Origin of the sequence: Hephaestia sp. MAHUQ-44 (assembly GCF_023806085.1) — a bacterium.
In the GTDB taxonomy this organism is placed as follows: domain Bacteria; phylum Pseudomonadota; class Alphaproteobacteria; order Sphingomonadales; family Sphingomonadaceae; genus Sphingomonas.
On sequence record NZ_JAMSLX010000001.1, the window covers coordinates 406,653 to 429,386 of the forward strand.

Below are 22,734 nucleotides of genomic sequence, written 5' to 3' on the forward strand. Positions count from 1 at the left end.
GATGATCACCGCGATCCGCGAAGTGCGCCGCGCCAAGGGGCTGACGCTCGACGAAGTCGCCCGGGCATGCGATCCGCCGACCACCGCGCAGACGATCGGACGCCTCGAAACCGGTACACGGACCGTCTCGGTCGACTGGCTCAATCGGATCGCCGCGGCGCTGGGGGTGGCGGCCGCCGATCTGGTCAAGCTGCCCGACCGCGCGGACCTGCCCGTCGCCGCGATCCTGACCGCCGCCGGCACCCATGCGCCGACGCGACCCGAGGCGGTGACGCCGCCGCTGCCGGGGCCGGGGTTCGTCGCGGTGACGGTGGCCGACAGCATCGGCGATTACCGCGCGGGCGATGCCATCTGGTGCGAGCAACTCGCTCCCGACGCTTTTACCCAGGCGCTCAACTGCGACGTGCTGGTGCCGCGCGCCGCCGGACGCTTCCTGTTCGGCCGGCTGATCGGGCGTGAGCCGGGCACACCGGGCAAGCTCCATTTATTGCCGCCGGGCGCGGGCGGGCGCCAGCAGGTCGTTGCCGATCCGCCGTGGATCGCGCGTGCGGTACGGCTGGTCCGGGGGCTATAGCCGCGGCGGACACCAACGCGCGACGGCCCTTCGATTGACTCAGGGCGAGCGCAGATCGAGCGCGGCAATAAGAATGGTGGGCGATGACAGGCTCGAACTGCCGACATCTTCGGTGTAAACGAAGCGCTCTACCAACTGAGCTAATCGCCCCAACCAGCGAACGCCGCGTCATAGCGGGCTTTTGCGCGTGTGCAAGTGTCGCCTGAACGCCGACGAAACGTCGCCCCCGGCTTTGCCCGCCGCACAACCACGCGCGCCGCTAATCCGGCCGTCGCGATAACGCGTTAAGAAATAATTTACCTTTCCCGGCCAGCCTGCACGTCATTTGTGGGGGACTCCTCGCGCTCCGGTGGAGGGCGCCGGTAGCGTATTTCGGAGGTCATCATGGGCGCAGATAGCAAGGTTCATCGACTGGGGGTCATCGGCCCCCTGGGCGAGACGCTGACGCTCAACTCGCTGCCGCCCGCCGATACCAAGCGGTGGATCATCCGGCGCAAGGCGGAAGTCGTGGCGGCGATTCGTGGCGGCTTGCTGACCAGCGAGGAGGCGTGCGCGCGCTATCGGCTGTCTTCGGACGAACTGGAAAGCTGGCAGCGCGCGGTCGATGTCGCCGGCATGCCGGGGCTGCGTGTCACGCGCACGCAGCATTATCGCGACCTGTACGAAAAGCAGAGCCGGCTCGGGCTGCTCGACTAACGTCTTGCCGCTGACACGCCTGCGGCTCCGAGCATCACGCGATCGGCAGCCCCTGACGTTTGGCAGCGGTGCAATAATCGAGCATCGCCTGCCGCGTCGACGCACCAAGCATCACGAAGGCGCGGCGGCGATCGTCGGGGTCGGGGGTGCGGCCCAACAGCCCCGCCTCGGTCATCCGCCCGATCCAGCGCAGCGCGGTGGTAGGCGCGACCGCAGCGGCAATACACAGGCTCGATACCGACACCCGACTGCCCTCGAGATCGGCGGCGAACAGATCGAGCAGCATGTCCCACGCCGGATCCTCGAACAGCCCGCCGGCAATATATTGGTCGCGCAGGCGGCGCGATCGGATCGCATCGCGCAGGTCGCGCGCCTCGACGATGGCGCCAGGCACCACCTCGGCCGCGCGAAAGCCGGGCCGACGATCGCTGACCACATTCTCGCTCGGCGCGGTCGGCCCCCGCTGCGCGAGCCGCGCCAGCGCTTCGGCGATCCGCGCGACTTCCTCATTCATCTGCCGCAGCCGTTCGGCCTCGCGGCTGCGATCCTCGACGCCGCCGGCATGCCCCGAACACGCCAGCATCACCGCAAGCAGCCGTTGCGCAGCATCCGGCTCGCACAACAGATCGACGTTGCCGCCGAGCAGGTGACGCGAAACCGGATCAATCTGTGCCATCGTCAGTGCCACGATGACGCGTGCCCCTCGTTCGCGCGCCCATGTATCGAGGCGCGGCAACAGCGCGTCGAGCGCCGCGTCGCCAAGCGTTTGCGCTTCGAGCAGGATGAGATCGACCGGCTCGTCAAACGCGCTGGCATCGGTGGGATCGGCGACGCCGGCAAGGCGCGTGCCGGCAGCAGCCAACGCATCACGGGCGGGACCAGCAGCCGCTGCATCGGCAGCGATCACGAGCGCATTGATCGATGTGGCGGGGAAACCTGCTTCGTGTGCAAAGGCCCCCGTCACCGCCATGGCCTCAATCGAGCGCCTTGACGATTTCCTCGACCATCTTCTTGGCGTCGGCGAGCAGCATCATCGTGTTGTCGCGATAGAAGACCTCATTGTCGACACCGGCATAGCCCACGCCGCCCATCGAGCGCTTGATGAACAACACCGTCTTGGCCCTTTCGACATCGAGCACAGGCATGCCGTAGATCGGCGACGATTTGTCGGTCTTGGCCGCCGGATTGGTGACGTCGTTGGCGCCGATCACGAAGGCGACATCGGTCTGCGCGAATTCGGAGTTGATGTCCTCGAGCTCGAACACCTCGTCATAGGGCACATTGGCCTCGGCGAGCAGCACGTTCATGTGGCCCGGCATCCGCCCCGCGACCGGATGGATCGCGTATTTGACGCGCACACCGGCTTCCTTGAGCTTGTCGCCCATCTCACGCAGCGCGTGCTGCGCCTGCGCCACCGCCATGCCGTAACCGGGGACGATGATGACCTGTTCGGCCTGGCTCATCAGAAACGCCGCATCCTCGGCCGAGCCGCGCTTCCACGGACGGTCGATCGCCGCGCCACCACCGCTTGCCCCGCCGCTATCGCCACCGAAGCCGCCCGCGATCACGCTGACGAAGCTGCGGTTCATCGCGCGGCACATGATGTACGACAGGATCGCGCCCGACGAGCCCACCAGCGCGCCGGTGATGATCATCGCGGTGTTGTGGAGCGTGAACCCCATCGCGGCGGCCGCCCAGCCCGAATAGCTGTTGAGCATCGAGACCACGACCGGCATGTCCGCACCGCCGATGGGCACGATGAGCAGGAAGCCGATCGCGAACGACAGCGCGGTGATCGTCCAGAAAATCCAGGGCGACTGATCCTGCGTGAACCAGGCGACCAGCCCGACGATCGCCGCGAGCACGCCGAAGTTGATGACATGGCGGAACGGCAGCAGGATCGGCTTGCCCGACATATTGCCGTTCAATTTGGCAAAGGCGATGACCGAGCCGGAGAAGGTGATCGCGCCGATCGCGACACCAAGCCCCATTTCGACCCGGCTGACGGGGTGGATCGCCATGAACGGATCACCGATCATCGGCGTCACCAGATCGGCGATCCCGAACGCGCCGGGATTGAGATAGGCCGCGCAGCCGACCAGCACCGCGGCCATACCGACGAGGCTGTGGAAGGCCGCGACGAGCTGCGGCATCGCCGTCATCGCGATCCGGCGCGCGATGACGAGGCCGATCCCACCGCCGACCGCGATCGCGACGAGAATTTCGAACGCCGCGACCAGATCCATGCCAGCGAAAAGGGCACCATCGGTGTTGGCGACACGCGGAGCATGCGTGATCAGCGTCGTGACCACGGCGATCGCCATACCGACCATACCAAAGCGGTTGCCCCGGCGGCTGCTCTCTGGGCTCGACAGCCCGCGCAGCGCGAGGATGAAGCACACCCCTGCGATCAGATAGGCGAGCGCCACCCAGGGATTCACCGAATTCACGTCCATTGTGTTCCCCGTTCGTCAGCCAGCGCAGGCCGGCATTTCCCTGTTCCAGCCCGGCACGAAACCCCAGCCCGTGCTGGGGCGACGGATTATGATTTGGCCGCCGGCCGCTCTTTCTTCTTGTACATGGCGAGCATCCGCGCGGTGACCGCAAAGCCACCGAAGATGTTGACGCTGGCCAGCGCCACCGCGATCAGCCCCAGCCATTTCGAGCCGGTCGAGCCCGCCGCGGCACTCGCAATCAGCGCACCGACGACGATCACGCTCGAAATCGCGTTGGTCACCGCCATCAGCGGCGTGTGCAGCGCCGGGGTGACCGACCAGACGACATAATAACCGACGAAACACGCCAGCGCGAAGATCGACAGGATCGAAACAAAATCCATGATATCCCCCGTTCAGCCCAGCAGCCGTTGATTGACGACCTTGCCACCCTGCGTCAGCCGGATCGCGTCGCCGATCTCGTCGCCGTCGGGGAGGACGGGCTTGCCCGCTTCCTTGTCCCAGAACGCCGAGAGGAAATTGTAGAGGTTGCGCGCGAACAGCGCCGACGCATCGGTGGCAAGACGGCTCGGCACGTTCTTGTGGCCGACGATCTTGATGCCGTGCTTCTCGACGATCTCGCCGGCAACCGCACCTTCGACATTGCCGCCCTGTTCGACCGCGAGATCGATGATCACGCTGCCCGGCCGCATCGTCGCCAGTTGTGCGTCCGAAATCAGGCGCGGCGCGGGCCGGCCCGGAATCAGCGCGGTGGTGATCACGATGTCCTGCTTGGCGATATGGCTCGAAACCAGTTCGGCCTGCGCCTTCTGATATTCTTCGGACATCTCGCCAGCATAACCGCCCGAACCTTCGCCCTCGATGCCCTTGACGTTCTCGACGAAGATCGGCTTGGCGCCGAGGCTCTGAATTTGTTCCCTGGTCGCCGAGCGAACGTCGGTCGCCGAAACCTGAGCGCCCAGCCGCCGGGCGGTCGCGATCGCCTGCAAGCCGGCAACGCCGACCCCCATGACGAAAACGCGCGCGGCCGAGACGGTGCCCGCCGCGGTCATCATCATCGGAAACACGCGACCATAAACGGCCGCGGCATCGAGCACCGCCTTGTAGCCGGCAAGATTCGATTGCGACGACAGGATATCCATCGATTGCGCGCGCGTGATGCGCGGCATGAATTCCATCGCCAGCGCCTCGATCCCGGCCTTGGCATAGGCATCGACCCGCGCGCGCTCACCAAAGGGGTTGAGCCCCGCGACCAGCCACGCACCCTGTTTCGCCGCGGCGATGCTCGCGGGCTCGGGTCCCTGCACGCCGAGCAGGATATCGGCGCCTGCGAGCACCTCATCGCGACCGCCCAGCGTCGCGCCCACGGCCTCGTAATCGGCATCGGCATAGGACGCCGCCGCGCCCGCGCCGCGCTCGATCGCGACCGCGGCGCCCAAAGCGATGAATTTTTTCGCGGTTTCCGGGGTCGCGGCGACACGCCGCTCGCCGGCAGCACCTTCCTTGAGGATCGCGATCTTCACGCGGCGTTCCGGCTCACGAAATCAGCCACATGACAAGCATCGCGATCAGAAACAGCGACACCGCGCTCCACTTGAACAGCGCCATGATCGTTGCGTAGGTCGCTTCATGCGCCTCTATGTTACCGTTCCCGGCCATCGATCGTCGATCCTTCCTGAAACCCCAATTGGCGGCGATCCTTAACCGGCGTCGCACAGCACCTCAAGCCCTACACGGGGTTGGGGGCGCTTAAGGCGACCTTTACCGCCTCGGCCCTATGGTTCGGGCCGAACCGGATGATCAAGAGGGTTGCAATGACGCCTAACGGCCAGCGTTTGCTGATGCTGATCGATGACGAGCCTGCCCAGCGACGGCTGATATCGGCGCTGGCCGCGCGTGGCGGGTGGCGATCAATATTCGCCGCCGACGCTGAAATGGCGATCGCGATGCTCGGCACGCAGGATGGCATGCAGCTCGATGCGATTCTGCTCGACATCTGGTCACCTGATGAAGACGCCGCCAGTCTGATCGCCGAATTGCGCGCGCGCCGCCCCGCGCTGCCCATCCTGATGCTTACCGCGCACGTCTCGGTCGGGCGCGCGGTCGATGCGATGCGCAGCGGCGCTACCGATTTCCTGGTCAAGCCGATCGCCCCCGAACGCCTGCTGGGCGCGCTCGAAACCGCGGTCGGCGGCAAGACCACAGGCGAATTGCGTCCTCTGACCGAAAAGATTCCGGCGACGCTCGGCTTCGAGGACATTGTCGGCGCCGAGCCGCAATTCCGCGCCGCGCTGGCGATCGCGGCCAAGGCGGCGCGCGCGCGCGTGCCGGTGCTGCTCGAAGGCGAAAGCGGCGTCGGCAAGGAAGTCGTCGCCGATGCCATCCATGCCGCCAGCCCCCGCGCGAAGAAGCCGTTGATCGCGGTCAATTGCGGCGCGATCCCCGCCAACCTTATCGAATCCGAATTGTTCGGGCACGAAAAGGGCGCATTTACTGGCGCGTTCGAGCGCAAGGTGGGGCGCTTTCAGGAAGCCGATGGCGGCACGCTGTTCCTCGACGAAGTCTGCGAGATACCGCTCGACGCGCAGGTCAAGCTGCTGCACCTGCTGCAGTCGGGCGAGGTGCAGGCGCTCGGTGCTCGGCACAGCCGCGAGGTCGACGTGCGCGTGATCGCGGCGAGCAACAAGCGGCTCCTCGACGAGGTCGAGGCCGGACGCTTCCGCGAAGATCTCTATTACCGGCTCAACGTGGTTCAGGTGACGATCCCGCCGCTGCGTGAGCGTGTCGCCGATATTCCCTCGCTCGCCCGCCATCTGCTCGCGCGGATCGCCGAACAGCCGGGGCTGCGGCCGATCGGGATCACCGACGACGCGATCCGGCTGCTGATGAATTACGATTGGCCGGGCAATGTCCGCCAGCTCCAGAATGCACTGTTCCGCGCCGCCGTGCTGTGCGACGAGGCCGCGCTGACCGACGCCGATTTCCCGCAGATCGCGGCGCTGGGCACCCGCCGTTCACCCACCACCCCCACCGCGGCAATGGCATCGAACGGCGGCGTCACGCTCTATCACCCCGATGGCAATCTGCGCACGCTGGAGGAGATCGAGGCCGATCTGATCCGGCTGGCGATCGGCCATTATCGCGGCCGGATGACCGAGGTCGCGCGGCGGCTGGGGATCGGGCGTTCGACGCTCTACCGCAAATTGAGCGAACTCGGGATCGACAACGCGGCGTAGCGCGTCAGCCCCCGACCAATGCCTGATCGCGCAGCCCCCGCCAGACGCGCGTGGCCTGCACCGTCTCTGCGACATCGTGGACGCGGAGGAGTTGGACACCCGCGTCCATCCCCTTGACCGCAAGCGCGATCGAGCCGCCGAGCCGCGCGTCGGCGGGCGCTTCGTTCGACAGCGCGCCGATCATCCGCTTGCGGCTGGCGCCGAGCATGATCGGACAGCCGAGCCCGTGGAACAGCGCGAGACCGTTGAGCAGCGCGAGATTGTCCGCGAGGCTCTTGCCGAAACCGATGCCCGGATCGACGATGATCTTCGCACGATCGACGCCCGCGGCGGCGACCGCATCGATCCGCGCGTCGAGCCAGTCGAACACCTCGGTGAGAACATGGGTATAGCCATGGCCGCCATGCGGGCCTTTTTCGGGCTCGGGTGAGTGCATCAGGATAACGGGGCAGCCCGCGCGCGCGACCAGATCGAGCGCGCGATCGTCCCACAGCAGCGCCGAGACGTCGTTGACGATGTGCGCGCCCGCCGCGAGCGCGGCCTCCATCACGCTGGCCTTGCGCGTGTCGATCGAGATCAAAGTGCCCGCCGCGCGCAGCCGTTCGATCACCGGGACGACGCGTTTGATTTCGTCGCCTTCCCACACCGTCGCGGCACCCGGCCGGGTCGATTCACCGCCAATGTCGACCAGCGCCGCGCCGGCCGCGGCCAGATCGACCCCGGCGGCGGCAGCAGCGGCAGGATCGTCCTGATGGCCGCCACCATCCGAGAAGCTGTCGGGGGTGACGTTGAGAATGCCCGCGGCGAGCGGCTGATCGAAGCGCAGCGTCCGTTCGCCAAGCGTCAGCGGTGCGCGCGGCGCGGTGATCCGCTGGTGGAGCGTGGCCGCGCGTTGGTTGCCGCCCAACGCCTGGTCGAAATCGGCGATCGGCACGGTGCGGCGGGTGCCGGCCTCGATCACCTCATATGCGGCGAACCACAGCATCCCGCCCGCCAGCCGCGCCACCGCGCCGTCGCGACCGACGGGGGTGTCGACGAACTGGGTGGGGCGGAGGTGGAAGGTCATGCCCATCCTTTGCCGTTCGGGCGCTGGCTTAGGGCTGCGTCGCCAGCAGATAGGTCTGGCGCAGCGCGTCGATCGGCTTGAGGCCGGTATCCGCTTCATAATGCCAGAAGGTCCAGCCGTTGCACGCGGGCGCGCCCTGAAGCAGCGCGCCGAGCTTGTGGATCGACCCCTCCTGCCCGCAGTCGCTCCGCAGCGAGCCATCGGCGCGGACGGTGACGCGCCAGCGGCGCTTGCTGTCGGTGAGCACCGCGCCGGGGACGAGATAGCCGTTTTCGACCAGCGTCCCGAACGAGACCTTGGGCTGTTGCCGGGGGCTCTGCATCGTTGCCAGCGCCGATTCGTCGAGCGGCAGCGCAGCGGCGATCCGTTCCTCGGCGGCCTCGATATAATCGCCCTCGCGTTCGATCCCGATCCAGTGGCGGCCGAGCCTTTTGGCGACCGCACCGGTGGTGCCGGTGCCGAAGAACGGATCGACCACGACATCGCCCGGCCTGGTGCACGCCAGCAGGATGCGATAGATCAGCGCCTCGGGCTTCTGCGTCGGGTGCACCTTGGTGCCGTTCTTCTTCAGCCGTTCCTGCCCGCCGCAGATCGGGAATTCCCAATCCGAGCGCATTTGCAGTTCGTCGTTCAAGGTCTTCATCGAGCGGTAGTTGAAGGTGTATTTGGCCTTCTCGCCCTTCGACGCCCAGATCAGCGTTTCATGCGCGTTGGTGAAGCGCGTGCCGCGGAAATTGGGCATCGGGTTGGCCTTGCGCCAGACGATGTCGTTGAGGATCCAATAGCCCAGATCCTGCACCGCCGCGCCAACGCGGAAGATGTTGTGATAGCTGCCGATCACCCAGATCGTGCCGTCATCCTTGAGGATGCGCTGCGCCTCCGCCAGCCACGCCCGCGTGAACGCGTCATAGGCCGCAAAGGTATCGAATTTGTCCCAATCGTCGGTGACGGCATCGACATGGCTGCCGTCGGGGCGATGGAGATCGCCGCCGAGCTGGAGATTGTAGGGCGGATCGGCGAAGATCATATCGACCGATTTCGCCGGCAGCGCCTTCATCGCCGCGATGCAATCGCCGCGCAGAATCTGATCGAGCGGCAGCGCCGGCGTTGGTGCAGCTGCTGCAACCGGCTTCGTCCGTGCCCGGACCTTTTCGAGAACCGCCATTCTTAAACCCCCGTGTTGAACCGGCAAAATGCTGACCAGCGCGGTTGCGTCAAGCAGAGTTTAGTTAACCATCATCGTGACCAAATCGTTAACGATGCGGAACATTTCGCGACCTTCCCGACATGTTGAGTCCGCCCGCGCGATGCGACCGCAAGGGCTGGTGGTGTGCCTTTAAAGACTCACGTCGATTTTGAGGGGCAATTCCGCCTGCGCAACGGGGGCAAACGAGCGCCGATGGAGCGGCGACGGCCCGAACTGGCGCAACGCGCTGAGGTGAGCCGGCGCCGCATAGCCCTTATTCGCGTGCCAATCGTAGTGCGGATATGATTCGGCATGCGCGATCATGATCGTGTCGCGAATGTGCTTGGCGATGATCGACGCGGCGGCGATGCACGTCGCAAGCGCGTCGCCACCGACCAGCGGCGTGGCGGCATAATCCCAGCGCGGCAGGCGGTTGCCATCGACCAGCACATGGCCCGGCGCGGCGCCCAATATGGCAGCAACCGCATCGACCGCGAGCGTCATCGCCTTCATCGTCGCCCAATAGATGTTGAGCCGATCGATCTCGTCGGCCTCGACGATCCCGACCCCGACGATCGCGCACGTCATCAGCCGATCGTGGAGGTGCGCCCGCGCGGTGGCGCTGAGCTTCTTCGAATCGTCGAGCCCGCGCGGAACACCGCGATCGGGCAGGATCACCGCGGCGGCGACCACCGGCCCCGCGAGCGGCCCCCTGCCCGCTTCGTCGACGCCGCAGACGGGCGCGGGATAGAGCCTTTCGTGGCGCCGGCTCGGCATCAGCCGTCGCGTTCGTCGAACGGGGCGCGGCCGAGCGAATGCCCCATCGGCCCCGAGCCCTGCCCCAGCCCCGGCGCGTGGGTGATCGCGGCGCGGACAAAGGCAATCCCGCGCTCGACCGCCTGATCGAGCGCGCCCCCCTGCCCCAACCCGGTTGCGATCGCACTCGCCAGCGTACAGCCGGTGCCGTGGGTATGGCGCGTGTCGATCCTCGGGTTGCTGAACAGCCGTCGCGCCGCGGGCGTGATCAGCCAGTCGTCGACCATCGGCCCTTCACGATGGCCGCCCTTGGCGAGCACCGCGCTGCCGGTGCCGAGCACCGCCGCCTCGCCACCGAGCGCGTGCAGTTCGGGCAGATTGGGGGTGGTGAGCGTGGCGATCCGCATCAACCGGCCGAAGGCGGCGATCGTCGCGTCGTCGGCCAGCACCGAGCCCGAGGTGGCGACCATCACCGGATCGAACACGATCGGCACATGCTGCACCGCCACGATGCGTTCGAGCGCATCGACCACGGCATTCGCGGTCTCGGCCGAGCCGATCATGCCGATCTTCACCGCATCGACGCCGATATCGCCGACGCACGACTCGATCTGCGCGAGCACCATATCGGCGGGCACGGGCATCACCCGCTGCACCCCCAGCGTATTCTGCGCGGTGAGCGCGGTGATCGCCGTCATCGCGTGGCCGCCGAGCATCGTCACCGTCTTGATATCGGCCTGAATGCCCGCACCACCGCCCGAATCGGACCCCGCGACGATCAGAATACGCGCCGGGCTCACCATGACGCGGCCCCCGAAGTTGACAAAGTTGACGCGCTGGAGGGGGTAGCCCGACGGGTACACGTTGGAAGCGAGAGGCGAAGCGAGAGGCAGGTCGAGACGATCATGCGGCCATAGTGGCACAGCGAGGCGGTTGTAGGACAGACCCTAGCGCCGCCGCCTGCGCGCGCTTGCGCGAACGCGCGCGCAGGCGTCATCATGCAACCGAAAGGGGACAGCCATGACCCACCTATCGCGGCGCGGCATGATCGGCATGGGGGGCGCGATCGCGGTCGCGAGCGGCGCACGGGCCGCCATCACCGACGACGATCCGATCGCGATCGTCTCGACGTGGGATTTCGGCAAGGCAGCCAATGCGGCGGCGCTGGCAAGGCTCAACGCAGGCGGGACGCCGCTCGACGCCGTCGAGGCGGGCGCGCGCGTGCCCGAGGCCGATCCCGACAATCATTCGGTCGGCTATGGCGGCTATCCCGACCGCGACGGGCACGTCACGCTCGACGCGATCATCATGGACGAGGACGGGCGCGTCGGCGCGGTCGCGGCGCTCGAGGACATCGTCCACGCGATCACCGTGGCGCGGAGCGTGATGGAAAAGACGCCGCACACGCTGCTGGTGGGTGAGGGGGCGACGCGTTTTGCGCTCGATCAGGGGATGGCGCGCACCAAGTTGCTGACCCCGGCGGCCGAGACCGCGTGGCGCGACTGGCTCAAAACCGCCGATTACCGGTCCATTGCCAATATCGAGAACCAATTGCCCGGCCCGCCGGATCGGCGCTGAATCACGACACGATCGAGATCATCGCACGCGGACGTGACGGGCATATGGCGGCGGCGTGCACGACATCGGGCATGGCATTCAAGATGCGCGGGCGCGTCGGCGATTCGCCGCAGGCGGGGTGCGGGTTGTTCGTCGAGCGCGGCGTCGGCGCCGCGGTGTCGACCGGGATGGGCGAGGAAGTGATCCGCATCGCGGGCACCGCGCGCGTGGTGGCGTCGATGCGGAGCGGGATGACGCCCGCGGCCGCATGCCGCGAGGCCTGCGAACATATCGCCCGGCTGCGCGGGGAGGCGATCCGGGGGATGCAGGTGGGGTTCCTCGCCTTGGGCAAGGATGGCGCGGTGGGTGCGTTCGCGTTGGTGCCGGGGTTTACCTATGCGGTGACGCGGGCGGCGCGCGCGGCGGCAGTGCTGCCGGCGGGGAGTTTGTTTTCCGAGGGCTGACTTGCGCGCATCAGACCTATGCCGCCGTCACCCCGGACTGGTGCGGCGATGATCCCTTTCGCACCGATCTCCCTTCTCGATTCACCTCCCCGGCGAAGGCCGGGGTCCAGTTACGACCGGTCCGATATTGGACCCCGGCCTTCGCCGGGGAGGTCAACAGATGTACGCATCCGAAGGGGATATCGCCGACCTGTTCCGGGGGCCAACGCGCCTCGAACGCTACCGCTCGTGGAGGGTTGGATGCCGGAACACGTCCGGCATGACGGAGAGAACCTACACCGCGGCCTGCTCCACGGCCGCGCAGATGCGGTCGACCACGGCTTTGACCTGCGCCGAATCGTCGCCTTCGGCCATCACCCGGATCACCGGCTCGGTGCCCGAGGGACGGATGACGAGGCGGCCGGTGCCGTCGAGTTCGGCCTCGGCGGCGGCGATCGCGTCCTTCACGCGCGCATCGTCGAGCGGTTTGCCGCCCTTGAAGCGGACGTTCCTGAGCAGTTGCGGGACGGGATCGAAGCGGTGGAGCACCTCGCTGGCGGGCGCGCGGGCGTGGACGATCTCGCCCAGGATCTGCAGGCTCGCCACCAGCCCGTCGCCGGTGGTCGCATAATCCGACAGGATGATGTGCCCCGATTGCTCGCCGCCGACATTGTAGCCGTCGCGCCGCATCGCCTCGAGCACGTGCCGGTCGCCGACCTTGGTGCGCAGCAGCCCGAGCCCTTCGGCGGCGAGGTGGCGTTCGAGCCCGAGGTTCGACATCACCGTCGCGACCAGCCCGCCGCCGCGCAGCCGCCCGCGCTTGGCCCAGGAGGTCGCGATCGTCGCCATCAACTGGTCGCCATCGACGATCCGGCCGTTTTCGTCGCACACGATCAGCCGATCGGCATCGCCATCGAGCGCGATGCCGAGATGCGCGCCCGAAGCGACGACGGTCTCGCACATCGTCTCGGGCGCGGTCGAGCCGACGCGCTGGTTGATGTTCTTGCCGTTGGGCTCGACCCCGATCGCGACCACCTGCGCACCCAATTCCCACAAAGCGGAAGGCGCGACCTGATAGGCGGCGCCATTGGCGCAATCGACGACGATCTTGAGTCCCTCAAGCGTCAGCGCCTCGGGAAAGGTCATCTTGGCGGCGTGGATATAGCGCCCGCGCGCATCCTCGACGCGGCGCGCGCGGCCGATCTCGGCGGCGGGGGCGAGCGCGACATCGCCATCGATCAGCGCCTCGATCCGGCTTTCGTCCTCGTCGGACAATTTGTAGCCATCGGGGCCGAACAGCTTGATCCCGTTATCGGCGAACGGATTGTGGCTGGCCGAGATCATCACCCCCAGATCGGCGCGCATCGAATGCGTCAGCATCGCCACCGCCGGCGTCGGCATCGGCCCGACCAGTACCACGTCCATCCCGACCGCGGTGAACCCCGCGACCATCGCGTTTTCGAGCATATAGCCCGACAGCCGCGTGTCCTTGCCGATCACGACGCGGTGCTTGTGGCTGCCGCGCACGAAATGCGCGCCGGCGGCCATGCCGACCTTCATCGCCATTTCGGCCGTCATCGGCGACGCGTTGGTCAGCCCCCTGATCCCGTCGGTGCCGAAATATTTTCTTGCCATCGTGCCGCGCTCTATCCGCTATGTTGTGTCTTCTGTTTCAGCATCGCTGCAACAGGGCGGTGCCGGGCCGGTACCGCGTCCGTCCAGACCTGTAACGGCTCAGGGAGCCAAGCGCGAGCATGTCCAAGACCACACGCATTCTGCTCGCGCTCGCGCTCGGCCTGGCGGCGGGAATCGGGCTGGCGGCGCTTGCCCCCGATTGGGTATCGCGCGTCACGCAAATCGCGCAGCCGATTGGCACCGCGTGGCTCAACGGGTTGCAGATGACGATCGTGCCGCTGGTGGTCGCGCTGATCGTGACCGGGATCGCCGCGAGTGCCGAGGCCGCGCGCGCCGGGCGACTGACGGCGCGTGCGCTGGTGACCTTCGTCGCCTTGCTCTGGGCCGCCTCGGCATTGGCGGCGCTGGTGACGCCGGCGCTGCTCGACGCCTTCCCGCTGCCCGCCAGCGCCAAGGCCGGGCTGACCGCCGCGCTTGCCCATGCCGGGCCGGTGGGCGAGATCGCGCCCTTCTCACAATTCATCGAGACATTGGTGCCGACCAACGTCGTCACCGCAGCGGCGAACAACGCCTTCCTGCCGCTGATCGTGTTCGCGCTGGTGTTCGGCTTCGCGCTTACCCGGCTGCCCGCCGAGCAGCGCGAGCGGATGACCGGATTCTTCCAGATCATCGCCGACGCGATGGTGGTGGTGATCAACTGGGTGCTGTGGCTGGGGCCGATCGGGGTGTTCGCGCTGGCGCTGGTGTTCGGCGCCAAGGCCGGCACCTCGGCGATCGGCGTGCTCGTCCATTATGTCGCGATCGTCTCGGCGGTGGGGATCGTCGTCTGGCTGCTCGCCTTTCCGCTGGGGGCGATCGGCGGGCGGATTCGGTTCGGGCGCTTCGTGCGCGCGACCGGGCCTGCCCATGCGGTCGCGATCAGCACGCAAAGCTCGCTCGCCTCGCTGCCCGCGATGCTGCGCGCGACCGACGATCTGGGCGTGCCGGTGGCCAAGAGCGGGATCGTGCTGCCGCTCGCGGTCGCGATCTTCCGCGTCACCGGGCCGCCGATGAACCTCGCGGTCGCGATCTATGTCGCGCACCTCTACGGCGTGCCGCTGGGGCCGGCGCAGATCGCGGCGGGGATCGCGGTGGCGGCGGTGACGACGATGGGCGCGGTGGGGCTGCCGGGGCAGGTGAGCTATATCAGTTCAATCGCGCCGATCTGCATCGCGATGGGCAGCCCGATCGCGGCGCTGGGGCTGCTGGTTGCGGTCGAGACGCTGCCCGATCTGGTGCGCACGGTGGGCAATGTGGCGATGGACATCGCGGTGACCGCGACGGTCGGGCGGCGCAAGCCGGGCGATGGGGCGGAAACGGTGCCTGTTGCCGAACCCTAAACCCGGTGCGGGCCGAAGAAGATGACGGCAGCGCCCAAGAGGCACAGCGCGACGCCGCCGATATCCCAGCGATCGGGGCGCACGCCCTCGGCCAGCCACAGCCATAACAGCGCGGCGGTGATGTAGATCCCGCCATAAGCGGCATAGGCGCGGCCCGCGTGCGCGGTATCGACGAGCGTCAGCAGCCAGGCGAAGAGGATAAGCGCCGCGCAGCCGGGGACGAGCCACAGCAGCGACTTGCCCATCCTGAGCCAGGCCCAGAACGCGAAGCAGCCCGCGATTTCCGCCAAAGCCGCGCCGATATAGACGATCGTCGATTGCATCGGCCGACCGTAACCGTCTGCGATCGGCTTGTCTGCCGTTACGCCCCGCGCCCGTCACGCCCATAGACGTCGGGGCGGAAGGTGACGCCGGCCTTGGTCGGCTGGGCGGTGATGTACGTGAGGTAGACCGGGACCGCGACCGGCAGCACCACGGCTTCCTCGGGCTTGCTGGTCTTCACCGGCACCGGGCGCTGGAGCAGCCAGCGGCCCAGCACCATCGCGTGTTCGAGCCGGATGCAGCCGTTGCTGAAATGGCGATCGCTCTTGGCGAGCAGCGCGCGATCGGGGGTGTCGTGCAGATAGATGCCGTCATCGTTGGGGAAAGTGAATTTGACCCGGCCCATCGAATTGTTCGCCCCCGGCAACTCGCGCAGGCGGATATCCTGCTTGCCCGCGACCACCGCGGGCCAATCGATCTGCGCGGCGGGAATGGTCGTCGCCGAGGCGCTCCAGTCCGACAGCGCCTCGATCCGCATCGTCGCGAGCGAACGGCCCGAGGCAACCTTCTTCGCGATGCTGCCGCGCGCGAGATAGGTCGGGATGTTCCAATAGGGGTTCACGATCGCCCAGTGGAGCGAGCCGACCAGCATCGGGGTCTGCGTTTCCTTGGCCCCCACCACGACGCGCATCGTGCCGACCTGCTTGCCCGCCTCATAATACCACAGCCGCCCCGACGAGGCATCGACCATGACGTGGCGGACCCAGGGGCCGGGCAGGATGCGCGCACGATCCATATTGAGGCGCAGCCGGGCGATCTCTGATTCGGGCATCCGCGCCGCCGCCGCGCGCGCCATCGCGTCGCGCAGCTCGACATAGGCGCGGCTCATCCACGCCATATCGGCGATATATTGCTTGAACGACGGAGGAAACGACGCCGCGGTCAGCACCTGCACGGGCTTGAGCTTCTTCGGCTTGAGCGCCTTGTCGGCATAGGTGACGTCGACGTCGCGCGCCGGGCGCCGCTGATCGCGGACATAGGTAGCGAAGGCTTTGGACAAGGCGAGTTCGGCGCGGGCGAGATCCTCCGGCGCGCCGCTGCGCGCGGTGGCGATGGCCGCGACGAGATCGTCGGGATCATAGGCCGACGGCTTGAGGCCATCGAGCCATGCGGTCGCAAGATAGCTGACCAGCTTGTCGGCCTGCGGGCCAAGCTTACCGCCCTCGATCCACAAGGGGCGGAAGCCGCGCTGGCGATAGAAACGCTTGAGGTCGCCGCCCGCTTTATCCTCGATCGCGGCGATGACCACAGGGCTGGTCGCCGCGCGCGATGCAGCCGCGGGCGGCGGCGCCAGAGCGGCGGCGCCCGACGGGATCGACAGCAGGACGGCGGCGGCGGCGAGATAATGGGGAGTGCGGAACCGTCGCACTCCCCCGACGTGGCTGCTCAGCCTCTCTCTCCCACCCCGCTGGGGGCCGGCGGCGGTGGCGGCGGCGCCGGAATGGCATTGGCGTGGTACATGCCGTCACTGGTGTAATAGCCATCGACGATGCCGTCGCCGTCACGATCGGCGGCGACGCTGCCGGCGACGGCGCCGGGCGGTGGCGGCGGCGCTGCGGCCAATTCCGCCTTCTTGGCGCAGGCGGTGAGCGCAACCGCACCAAGCCCCACCAACAGGATCGTTTTAAAGCGCATCATTGCTTTCCTTTTCGAACGTGCCTCTTTCCCCAGACACGAATGCGCCCCCCGATGCGCGGGATGTGGCCGGAGCGTCGGGACGGTCCATGGCTTAGCGCCAGACGGTGCGCTGCAAGAGCCAAACCGCCGGAAACGGGGGTGTTGGAGTTGGTTCGGTTGCCTGAAACAGCGGCGGCACCGAACAAAGCTGTAGCGCTACAGCCAGCGCCAGATGCCTGCGCCCCAGCCGGCGAGCGGGAGATGCGCCCAGCTTGCGATGAGCCACAAGAGGAGGCCGCCCGCCCAATCGTGCGGCCGGAACCCGCCAAAGCGCGCGCGGCCGGCGGCGATCGCGGCGAAAGGCCAATAGCTCGTCTTCGCCTCCCACGCGCGCCAGATGTCAGGCTGGAGTCGCTCCTTCTTCCGATCCTGAAGCGCGGCGCCGACCAGCGCCAGCACGACGATCGACCCGGCGAGGATGACGTTCGACGGATCGGGAAACACCGCGATATGGCACAGCCCCCACAGGCCGAAGCCCCACATCATCGGATGGCGCGTCACCGCGAACACGCCGCGCGCCTCGCCCGGCATCGTCGTGTTGCCGGTCGGATGGGGGAAGGCCGGATTGCCGATCAGCGAGCCGACGAACAGCACGCTCGCCACCAGCATCACCGCCGAGACGATCGCCCACAGCACCTCGCCCACCGGCCAGAGCGGCGCCGCCGCGGGGGCAGCGATATAGGCATAGACCAGCCAGCCCAGCGTCACGAACGACACGAGCGTGTAGACAAGAAGGAAGCCGCCCTCGCCCATCACGCGGACGAGGCCCCCGCGCAGCGGATGCGACATCACGAAATGCGATCCGACGAAGGCGACCGCCGCCGCCAGCACCATGCCCGTTGCGTCCATCAGCAGGCTCCCGGAGTGGTCTGGACGGAAACCTATCGCAAACGCACGGCTTTGGAAACGATACCACGCACCCCTGGGGCGATCGACATTTAGATCAGGCCGAGCCGAAAATGGTGATTTGCCGTGATCCGGAGCGCAGCGTACTTCAGTACGTGAGCATCGGAAGCGCGGGAAATCGCCATTTGCAGGCCGGCATGGGCTGAATGTCGATTGCGCCTAGACCACGCCGTGCATCCACTTTTTGATCAGCGGCGAGAAGGCGAGCAGTACCAGCCCGATCGCCATCGAGATCCAGCCGATCCTGAAGAACACCGCGGTATAGGTGTCGAGGCTGATCGCGAGATTGGTCACCTGCCCGCCCACCGTCGCGACGCTGGCGACCTGCGCGACGACGCCCGCGACATATTGCGCGACCGAGATCGACAGGAACCACACCCCCATCATCAACCCGACGATGCGGGCGATCGAGAGCTTGGTAATCATGCTGAGCCCCACCGGCGAAATGCACAATTCGGCGAGGCTGTGGATCAGATAGAGCCCGGCGAGCCACCACAGGCCGACCTTGAAATCGGGCCCCGCGAAGGTCGTGCCCCAGACGAGGAACAGAAAGCCCGCGCCCACCCCCATCAGCGCGATCGCGAATTTGACCGGAATCGACGGTTCGAGGTTGCGCCGCGCGAGCCACGCCCACAGCAAGGTCATGATCGGCGCGAAGATGACGATCGACAGCGGGTTGAAATTCTGCGTCTGCGGCGCCGACAATGTGAACAGCCCGAACACGCTGAGTTCGGTGTTGCGATCGGCGAACAGCGTCAGGCTCGACCCGGCCTGTTCGAACAGCGTCCAGAACACGACGTTGAAGGTGATGAGCACCATCGCGACCACCATCATCTGGAATTCGATTCTGCTGCCCTTGGCCCACGACCAGATCAGGATCGCGGGCACACCGATCAGGAACGAACCGAACAGCAATTTGCCCATCAGCGGCAGCGTGGCGATATAGCCGACGATCCCCGAGCCGGGCTCCGGATCGGGGGTGTTCATCAGATTGACAAACAGGAAATAGAACACCGGCACCGCCAGCACCGCTAGCGCGTAGATCAGCAATGCCCGATCGGGGCCGGTGCGCGCGGGGGGCTCGCCATAACCGGCCAGCCGCCCGCCATCGAACTGGATCAATGTCCACGAGATCAGCATGCCGAGCCCGACGACGAGGAAGCCCGCCCACCAGCCGAACAGATCGGCGAAGATCGGGCAGACGAGCTGCCCGCCGATCGAGCCGCAATTGATCCCCATATAGAAGATCGTGAACCCCGAATCGCGGCGGCGATCGCCCTTTTCGTAAAGCTCGCCGACCATCGTCGAGATATTGGGTTTGAAGAAGCCGTTGCCGATCGACACCATCGACAGCGCGAGCAACAGGATCGCGACGTGCAGCGCGCTGCGGTCGGCCCCCGAGGCGAACGATTCGGCCGCCACCGTGCGCGCCACCGATCCATCCGCCGCGAGCAAGGCGACGCTGCCGTCGTCATTGCCCCTGATCGCCAGCGTCTGACCGTCGATGACGATATTATGCGCTTCATCGGCGTGGCTGCTGGGGCCGTCCGAGAAATTGGTGACCTGCACAGCGTAGCGCTGGCCGTCGATCTCGGCATAAGGCTGCGCGGTCTGGCCGCCGAAGCATAAGGTGAAATAGCCGATCGCCATCAGGATCGCGCCGAATTTCACCGAGCGTTTCGAGCCGAGATATTGATCGGCGAGATAGCCCCCGATCAGCGGGGTCAGATAGACCAGCGCGGTATAACCGCCATAGAGCCCCGCCGCCGAGCGATCGTCGAAGATGAAATGCTTGGTCAGATACAGCATCAGCAGCGCGCGCATGCCGTAATAGCCGAACCGTTCCCACGCCTCGGTCGAGAACAGGCGCGCAAGCTGGCGCGGATGGCCGAACCAGCTTTTCTCGGCGGCCGGATCGGTATGGGTGATATCGGGTTCGCGCGGATTGTCCGCGGTGGGGCTGTCCACCATCGAGTAACTCCCTGAAATCATGTGCGCCGTCGTGTTGCGGCGATATGGAAACAGAGACTAACGACGAATCAGGCGCTGTGAAGCAGGTTGTTGAAGCTGCCCCCTTTGGCTAGCCGAGGGGGCATGACACTCAACGATCGTTCCGCCGCGCTCGCGCTCCTCGCCACCCGCCGCTCGGGCAAACCGCGCGACCTTGTCGCCCCCGGCCCCGATCCGGCGCAACTCGACCAGATCCTCGCGATTGCCGCGCGCACCCCCGATCACGGCAAGCTCGCGCCGTGGCGCTTCGTGGTGGTGCCCGAGGATCGCCGCGACGCCTTCGCCACGCTGCTGCGCGACGCCTATCTGATCGACCGTCCCGAGGCCAAAAGGCTCGAATTCGAGGCGATCGAGCAATTCGCGCGACAGGCACCGACTCTGGTGGTCGCGCTGTCCGCGCCCCGCCCCGAAAGCCATATCCCGCTGTGGGAGCAACAATTGTCGGCGGGCGCGGCGTGCATGAACCTGCTCCACGCCGCGACCGCGATGGGATTCGCGGGCGGTTGGCTGACCGGCTGGGCAGCCTATTCGGACCGGGTGCGCGATGCCTTTGGCGCCGCCCCCGAGCAGATCGCGGGGTTCCTGTTCCTCGGCACGCCGAGCAAGCCGCTCGACGAACGGCCGCGCCCGGACGCGGACAGGATCGTCCGATATTGGACATGATGGGGACTGGACGATACGGGCAATTGGTGTATTAAAGCAGCATGACAGTTCTCAGGAGCGACGACATTCCGGTCTACCTGCGCTTGCGCGCGATCCTCGCCGAGGCGATCCTGCGCGGCGATTACCGCGCCGGAGATCAATTGCCTTCGGTACGTGCCTTCGCCGCCGCCCATGGCGCCAATCCGTTGACCGTCGCCAAGGCCTATCAGAGCTTCCAGGATGACGGCCATGTCGAGGTTCGGCGCGGGGTCGGCATGTTCGTGCTGCCGGGCGCGGTCGAGCGGCTGCGCGTCGCCGAGCGTGAGGAATTCATGACCGACGTCTGGCCGCGGGTGCGCGCGCATATCGACCTGCTGGGCCTCGACGCCGCCGACCTGCTCGACACCGAGCGCGCCTGAACGGGCCCACGCCGACCGTTGCTTTTGGGCAACGATCGCTCGCCCATCCTGCGCTTAATCGGTTCGTCGATGGAACCGAACGATTCGTCGCCGTGTTATCTCCCGTGACTGCACAGGGAGACGCGTCATGTTTCGTCCCGACAAGACCAATGGCTATCGCACGATGTTCCGTGCCGACGAGATCAACCATTGCCCCGGTTGCGGCGGCACGCAGTGGATGGTCGGGCGGCTGGTCGCCGAATGCGCTTATTGCAATGCCGCGGTGCCGCTGGCGAGCGCGGGCATGACCGGCACCGGGCTGTTCCGATCGACCCCCGCGCGCCTCGCGGCCTGAGCCACGCGGACGATCACGCCACAACCGCCACCGAGGCGCGCTCCAGCCGCGGGCTGAGCAGGTGAATCACCCCGAGCGCGACCAGATAGACGCTGCCCGCGACGAAGAAGATGAGTTGGTAGCTACCCACCGTTTCGAGCACATAGCCCGCGAATTTGGACATCAGCATCCCCCCGAGCGCGCCCGCGGTACCGCCGATGCCGATCACCGAACCCACCGCCTTGCGCGGGAACATATCCGACACCAGGGTGAAGAGATTGGCCGACCATGCCTGATGCGCGGCGGTCGCCAGGCCGATGATCAGCACCGCGATCCACAAATGGCTCACCCATTGCGCGAAGAAGATCGGCGTGACGGCGAGCGCGCAGACGAGCATCGTCAGCTTGCGCGCGCGGTTGACGCTATAGCCGCGCGCGATCAGCCGCGACGAGGCCCAGCCGCCCGCGACGCTGCCGACATCCGACAGCAGATAGATCGCGATCAGCGGCGGGCCGAAACTCATCAGATCGAGATCGTAGCGCTTGGCGAGAAAATCGGGCAGCCAGAACAGGAACATCCACCAGATCGGATCGGTGAGGAACTTGCCGAGCGCGAACGCCCAGGTCTCGCGGTGACGCAACAGGCGGAGCCACGCGACCTTGCCGGGTGCATCGGGCGGGTCGCTTTCGATCAGCGCCAGCTCCGCCGCGCCGAGCCGCTTCGTCTCACGCGGGGTACGATAGAAAGCGAGCCAGGCGAACAGCCAGACGAAGCTGAGCACCCCGGTGATGATGAACGCCGCGCGCCAGCCATAAGCGACGGTGATGATCGGCACGATGATCGGGGTGACGATCGCGCCGACATTGGCGCCCGCGTTGAAGATACCGATCGCCAGCGCCCGCTCGCGCGCGGGAAACCATGTCGCGACCGCTTTCAGCCCCGCCGGGAAACTGCCCGATTCGCCGATCCCGAGCATGAAGCGGACCGCGCCGAAGCCGACGGTCGTGCGCGCCACGCCGTGGAGGATGTGCGCCACCGTCCACATGCTGAAGGCGATCGAATAGCCGATCCGCGCGCCGATCCTGTCGACCAGCCGGCCAAAGCCGAGATAGCCGATCGCATAGGCCGCCTGAAACCACAGCACGATGTTGGCATAATCGGTTTCGGACCAGCCGAGATCTGCCTGGAGCGTCGGCTTGAGGATGCCGATCATCTGGCGATCGATGTAATTGATCGCGGTCGCCGCGAACAGCAAGCCGCAGATTACCCAGCGATAGCGGCCGATTCGCTCGGCCGCTGCGTCGACATGCCGCTCGCTGGCGTCAGACATCCGCTTCTCCCTGTCTTTTCCGTGTCCCGCCGATCGCGCGACCTGGGCGGCGCCGTGATGGGAACCGCATTTTTGATAGCGCTCCCATTCTGCCCGCGTGCTTGCAGGCGGTCAATCGTGCGGCTGCATTTT

Annotated in this window: 24 protein-coding genes, 1 tRNA gene and 1 pseudogene; 9 read left to right on the forward strand and 17 right to left on the reverse strand. The window is 66.7% G+C overall.

Annotated elements, in window-relative coordinates; all coding sequences use genetic code 11:
* The first annotated feature begins 1 nt into the window (after position 1).
* The gene (locus NFE57_RS01950) at positions 2–574 is read left to right on the forward strand and encodes a helix-turn-helix domain-containing protein (RefSeq protein ID WP_252133865.1); all 573 of its coding nucleotides are present in this window, start codon (positions 2–4) and stop codon (positions 572–574) included.
* Between the two features lie 74 nt (positions 575–648).
* On the opposite strand, the gene NFE57_RS01955 is transcribed toward NFE57_RS01950, so the two are convergent.
* Positions 649–724: transfer RNA gene (locus NFE57_RS01955), tRNA-Val, on the reverse strand.
* A 234-nt stretch (positions 725–958) separates the two neighbouring features.
* Between NFE57_RS01955 and sciP the strand changes: the two genes are divergently transcribed.
* Positions 959–1,270 carry a CtrA inhibitor SciP gene (gene sciP / locus NFE57_RS01960; protein ID WP_252133866.1) on the forward strand — a complete coding sequence of 104 codons (312 nt, stop codon included), beginning with the start codon at positions 959–961 and terminating at the stop codon, positions 1,268–1,270.
* Between the two features lie 34 nt (positions 1,271–1,304).
* Here the strand turns inward: sciP and NFE57_RS01965 are convergent, their stop codons facing one another.
* The 5 genes from NFE57_RS01965 to NFE57_RS01985 all read right to left on the reverse strand — a co-directional run bounded on the left by NFE57_RS01965 (position 1,305) and on the right by NFE57_RS01985 (position 5,385).
* Positions 1,305–2,240: a helix-turn-helix domain-containing protein gene (locus NFE57_RS01965; protein WP_252133867.1), complete on the reverse strand. Its 936-nt coding sequence runs from the start codon at positions 2,238–2,240 to the stop codon at positions 1,305–1,307.
* A gap of 4 nt (positions 2,241–2,244) precedes the next feature.
* The gene (locus NFE57_RS01970; protein WP_252133868.1) at positions 2,245–3,726 is read right to left on the reverse strand and encodes an NAD(P)(+) transhydrogenase (Re/Si-specific) subunit beta; all 1,482 of its coding nucleotides are present in this window, start codon (positions 3,724–3,726) and stop codon (positions 2,245–2,247) included.
* Between the two features lie 86 nt (positions 3,727–3,812).
* The gene (locus NFE57_RS01975) at positions 3,813–4,109 is read right to left on the reverse strand and encodes an NAD(P) transhydrogenase subunit alpha part 2 (RefSeq protein WP_252133869.1); all 297 of its coding nucleotides are present in this window, start codon (positions 4,107–4,109) and stop codon (positions 3,813–3,815) included.
* Between the two features lie 12 nt (positions 4,110–4,121).
* The gene (locus NFE57_RS01980) at positions 4,122–5,249 is read right to left on the reverse strand and encodes an NAD(P) transhydrogenase subunit alpha (protein WP_252133870.1); all 1,128 of its coding nucleotides are present in this window, start codon (positions 5,247–5,249) and stop codon (positions 4,122–4,124) included.
* Between the two features lie 13 nt (positions 5,250–5,262).
* Entirely contained in the window at positions 5,263–5,385 is a 123-nt protein-coding gene (locus tag NFE57_RS01985) for an aa3-type cytochrome c oxidase subunit IV (protein WP_252133871.1), read from the reverse strand.
* A 155-nt stretch (positions 5,386–5,540) separates the two neighbouring features.
* Here NFE57_RS01985 and NFE57_RS01990 point away from each other — a divergent pair, with 155 nt between their 5' ends.
* Positions 5,541–6,962 (forward strand): sigma-54-dependent transcriptional regulator, encoded by a 1,422-nt coding sequence (locus tag NFE57_RS01990; RefSeq protein WP_252133872.1) that lies wholly within the window; start codon positions 5,541–5,543, stop codon positions 6,960–6,962.
* A 4-nt stretch (positions 6,963–6,966) separates the two neighbouring features.
* Here the strand turns inward: NFE57_RS01990 and folP are convergent, their stop codons facing one another.
* The 4 genes from folP to thiD all read right to left on the reverse strand — a co-directional run bounded on the left by folP (position 6,967) and on the right by thiD (position 10,770).
* Complete coding sequence (gene folP, locus NFE57_RS01995) at positions 6,967–8,028, reverse strand: dihydropteroate synthase (protein WP_252133873.1); 1,062 nt, start codon at positions 8,026–8,028, stop codon at positions 6,967–6,969.
* 28 nt (positions 8,029–8,056) lie between these two features.
* Positions 8,057–9,193, reverse strand: a complete 1,137-nt coding sequence (locus tag NFE57_RS02000; RefSeq protein WP_286207581.1) for a site-specific DNA-methyltransferase — start codon at positions 9,191–9,193, stop codon at positions 8,057–8,059.
* 171 nt (positions 9,194–9,364) lie between these two features.
* A complete protein-coding gene (gene rnhB, locus NFE57_RS02005; protein WP_252133874.1) occupies positions 9,365–9,991 on the reverse strand; it encodes a ribonuclease HII in 627 nt (208 codons plus the stop codon).
* Complete coding sequence (gene thiD / locus NFE57_RS02010) at positions 9,991–10,770, reverse strand: bifunctional hydroxymethylpyrimidine kinase/phosphomethylpyrimidine kinase (protein ID WP_252133917.1); 780 nt, start codon at positions 10,768–10,770, stop codon at positions 9,991–9,993. Before thiD ends, rnhB begins: the two co-directional genes overlap by 1 nt.
* 220 nt (positions 10,771–10,990) lie before the next feature.
* Here thiD and NFE57_RS02015 point away from each other — a divergent pair, with 220 nt between their 5' ends.
* Together NFE57_RS02015 and NFE57_RS02020 are read left to right on the forward strand one after the other, a co-directional pair.
* The gene (locus NFE57_RS02015; protein ID WP_252133875.1) at positions 10,991–11,548 is read left to right on the forward strand and encodes an isoaspartyl peptidase/L-asparaginase; all 558 of its coding nucleotides are present in this window, start codon (positions 10,991–10,993) and stop codon (positions 11,546–11,548) included.
* Positions 11,464–11,991: an isoaspartyl peptidase/L-asparaginase gene (locus NFE57_RS02020; protein ID WP_502802695.1), complete on the forward strand. Its 528-nt coding sequence runs from the start codon at positions 11,464–11,466 to the stop codon at positions 11,989–11,991. Before NFE57_RS02015 ends, NFE57_RS02020 begins: the two co-directional genes overlap by 85 nt.
* 273 nt (positions 11,992–12,264) lie before the next feature.
* Here NFE57_RS02020 and glmM read toward each other — a convergent pair whose 3' ends face one another.
* Positions 12,265–13,605, reverse strand: coding sequence for a phosphoglucosamine mutase (gene glmM, locus NFE57_RS02025; RefSeq protein ID WP_252133877.1), 1,341 nt, complete (start codon positions 13,603–13,605; stop codon positions 12,265–12,267).
* 119 nt (positions 13,606–13,724) lie between these two features.
* Between glmM and NFE57_RS02030 the strand changes: the two genes are divergently transcribed.
* Positions 13,725–14,984 carry a dicarboxylate/amino acid:cation symporter gene (locus NFE57_RS02030; protein ID WP_252133878.1) on the forward strand — a complete coding sequence of 420 codons (1,260 nt, stop codon included), beginning with the start codon at positions 13,725–13,727 and terminating at the stop codon, positions 14,982–14,984.
* Here NFE57_RS02030 and NFE57_RS02035 read toward each other — a convergent pair.
* The 5 genes and pseudogenes from NFE57_RS02035 to NFE57_RS02055 all read right to left on the reverse strand — a co-directional run bounded on the left by NFE57_RS02035 (position 14,981) and on the right by NFE57_RS02055 (position 19,859).
* The gene (locus tag NFE57_RS02035; RefSeq protein ID WP_252133879.1) at positions 14,981–15,307 is read right to left on the reverse strand and encodes a YnfA family protein; all 327 of its coding nucleotides are present in this window, start codon (positions 15,305–15,307) and stop codon (positions 14,981–14,983) included. The genes NFE57_RS02030 and NFE57_RS02035 overlap by 4 nt on opposite strands.
* A gap of 38 nt (positions 15,308–15,345) precedes the next feature.
* A complete protein-coding gene (locus tag NFE57_RS02040) occupies positions 15,346–16,674 on the reverse strand; it encodes a L,D-transpeptidase scaffold domain-containing protein (RefSeq protein ID WP_252133880.1) in 1,329 nt (442 codons plus the stop codon).
* 17 nt (positions 16,675–16,691) lie between these two features.
* Positions 16,692–17,000 (reverse strand): annotated as a pseudogene (gene psbQ / locus NFE57_RS02045) (photosystem II protein PsbQ); the annotation flags it as partial.
* Between the two features lie 138 nt (positions 17,001–17,138).
* Positions 17,139–17,831, reverse strand: coding sequence for an NnrU family protein (locus NFE57_RS02050; protein ID WP_252133881.1), 693 nt, complete (start codon positions 17,829–17,831; stop codon positions 17,139–17,141).
* A 216-nt stretch (positions 17,832–18,047) separates the two neighbouring features.
* On the reverse strand, positions 18,048–19,859 hold the full coding sequence (locus NFE57_RS02055) for a peptide MFS transporter (RefSeq protein ID WP_252133882.1): 1,812 nt from the start codon (positions 19,857–19,859) through the stop codon (positions 18,048–18,050).
* A gap of 123 nt (positions 19,860–19,982) precedes the next feature.
* On the opposite strand from NFE57_RS02055, the gene NFE57_RS02060 reads away from it, so the two are divergent.
* The 3 genes from NFE57_RS02060 (at position 19,983) to NFE57_RS02070 (ending at position 21,293) form a co-directional block, all read left to right on the forward strand.
* A complete protein-coding gene (locus tag NFE57_RS02060) occupies positions 19,983–20,561 on the forward strand; it encodes a nitroreductase family protein (protein WP_252133883.1) in 579 nt (192 codons plus the stop codon).
* 41 nt (positions 20,562–20,602) lie between these two features.
* Entirely contained in the window at positions 20,603–20,959 is a 357-nt protein-coding gene (locus tag NFE57_RS02065) for a GntR family transcriptional regulator (RefSeq protein WP_252133884.1), read from the forward strand.
* 127 nt (positions 20,960–21,086) lie between these two features.
* A complete protein-coding gene (locus tag NFE57_RS02070; RefSeq protein WP_252133885.1) occupies positions 21,087–21,293 on the forward strand; it encodes a hypothetical protein in 207 nt (68 codons plus the stop codon).
* 13 nt (positions 21,294–21,306) lie between these two features.
* Here the strand turns inward: NFE57_RS02070 and NFE57_RS02075 are convergent, their stop codons facing one another.
* Entirely contained in the window at positions 21,307–22,602 is a 1,296-nt protein-coding gene (locus NFE57_RS02075) for an MFS transporter (protein ID WP_252133886.1), read from the reverse strand.
* Positions 22,603–22,734 lie beyond the last annotated feature (132 nt).

What these genes read in the sequence shown, in the direction of transcription:
- NFE57_RS02065 (WP_252133884.1), top strand. Translation starts at nt 20,603, where the DNA reads ATGACAGTTCTCAGGAGCGACGACATTCCGGTCTACCTGCGCTTGCGC.
- glmM (WP_252133877.1), bottom strand. Translation starts at nt 13,605, where the DNA reads ATGGCAAGAAAATATTTCGGCACCGACGGGATCAGGGGGCTGACCAAC.
- folP (WP_252133873.1), bottom strand. Translation starts at nt 8,028, where the DNA reads ATGACCTTCCACCTCCGCCCCACCCAGTTCGTCGACACCCCCGTCGGT.
- NFE57_RS02030 (WP_252133878.1), top strand. Translation starts at nt 13,725, where the DNA reads ATGTCCAAGACCACACGCATTCTGCTCGCGCTCGCGCTCGGCCTGGCG.
- rnhB (WP_252133874.1), bottom strand. Translation starts at nt 9,991, where the DNA reads ATGCCGAGCCGGCGCCACGAAAGGCTCTATCCCGCGCCCGTCTGCGGC.
- NFE57_RS02055 (WP_252133882.1), bottom strand. Translation starts at nt 19,859, where the DNA reads ATGGTGGACAGCCCCACCGCGGACAATCCGCGCGAACCCGATATCACC.
- NFE57_RS02060 (WP_252133883.1), top strand. Translation starts at nt 19,983, where the DNA reads ATGACACTCAACGATCGTTCCGCCGCGCTCGCGCTCCTCGCCACCCGC.
- NFE57_RS02015 (WP_252133875.1), top strand. Translation starts at nt 10,991, where the DNA reads ATGACCCACCTATCGCGGCGCGGCATGATCGGCATGGGGGGCGCGATC.
- NFE57_RS02075 (WP_252133886.1), bottom strand. Translation starts at nt 22,602, where the DNA reads ATGTCTGACGCCAGCGAGCGGCATGTCGACGCAGCGGCCGAGCGAATC.
- NFE57_RS01985 (WP_252133871.1), bottom strand. Translation starts at nt 5,385, where the DNA reads ATGGCCGGGAACGGTAACATAGAGGCGCATGAAGCGACCTACGCAACG.
- NFE57_RS01975 (WP_252133869.1), bottom strand. Translation starts at nt 4,109, where the DNA reads ATGGATTTTGTTTCGATCCTGTCGATCTTCGCGCTGGCGTGTTTCGTC.
- NFE57_RS02070 (WP_252133885.1), top strand. Translation starts at nt 21,087, where the DNA reads ATGTTTCGTCCCGACAAGACCAATGGCTATCGCACGATGTTCCGTGCC.
- NFE57_RS01950 (WP_252133865.1), top strand. Translation starts at nt 2, where the DNA reads ATGATCACCGCGATCCGCGAAGTGCGCCGCGCCAAGGGGCTGACGCTC.
- NFE57_RS01970 (WP_252133868.1), bottom strand. Translation starts at nt 3,726, where the DNA reads ATGGACGTGAATTCGGTGAATCCCTGGGTGGCGCTCGCCTATCTGATC.
- NFE57_RS01965 (WP_252133867.1), bottom strand. Translation starts at nt 2,240, where the DNA reads ATGGCGGTGACGGGGGCCTTTGCACACGAAGCAGGTTTCCCCGCCACA.
- NFE57_RS02050 (WP_252133881.1), bottom strand. Translation starts at nt 17,831, where the DNA reads ATGGACGCAACGGGCATGGTGCTGGCGGCGGCGGTCGCCTTCGTCGGA.
- NFE57_RS02000 (WP_286207581.1), bottom strand. Translation starts at nt 9,193, where the DNA reads ATGGCGGTTCTCGAAAAGGTCCGGGCACGGACGAAGCCGGTTGCAGCA.
- NFE57_RS01990 (WP_252133872.1), top strand. Translation starts at nt 5,541, where the DNA reads ATGACGCCTAACGGCCAGCGTTTGCTGATGCTGATCGATGACGAGCCT.
- sciP (WP_252133866.1), top strand. Translation starts at nt 959, where the DNA reads ATGGGCGCAGATAGCAAGGTTCATCGACTGGGGGTCATCGGCCCCCTG.
- NFE57_RS02035 (WP_252133879.1), bottom strand. Translation starts at nt 15,307, where the DNA reads ATGCAATCGACGATCGTCTATATCGGCGCGGCTTTGGCGGAAATCGCG.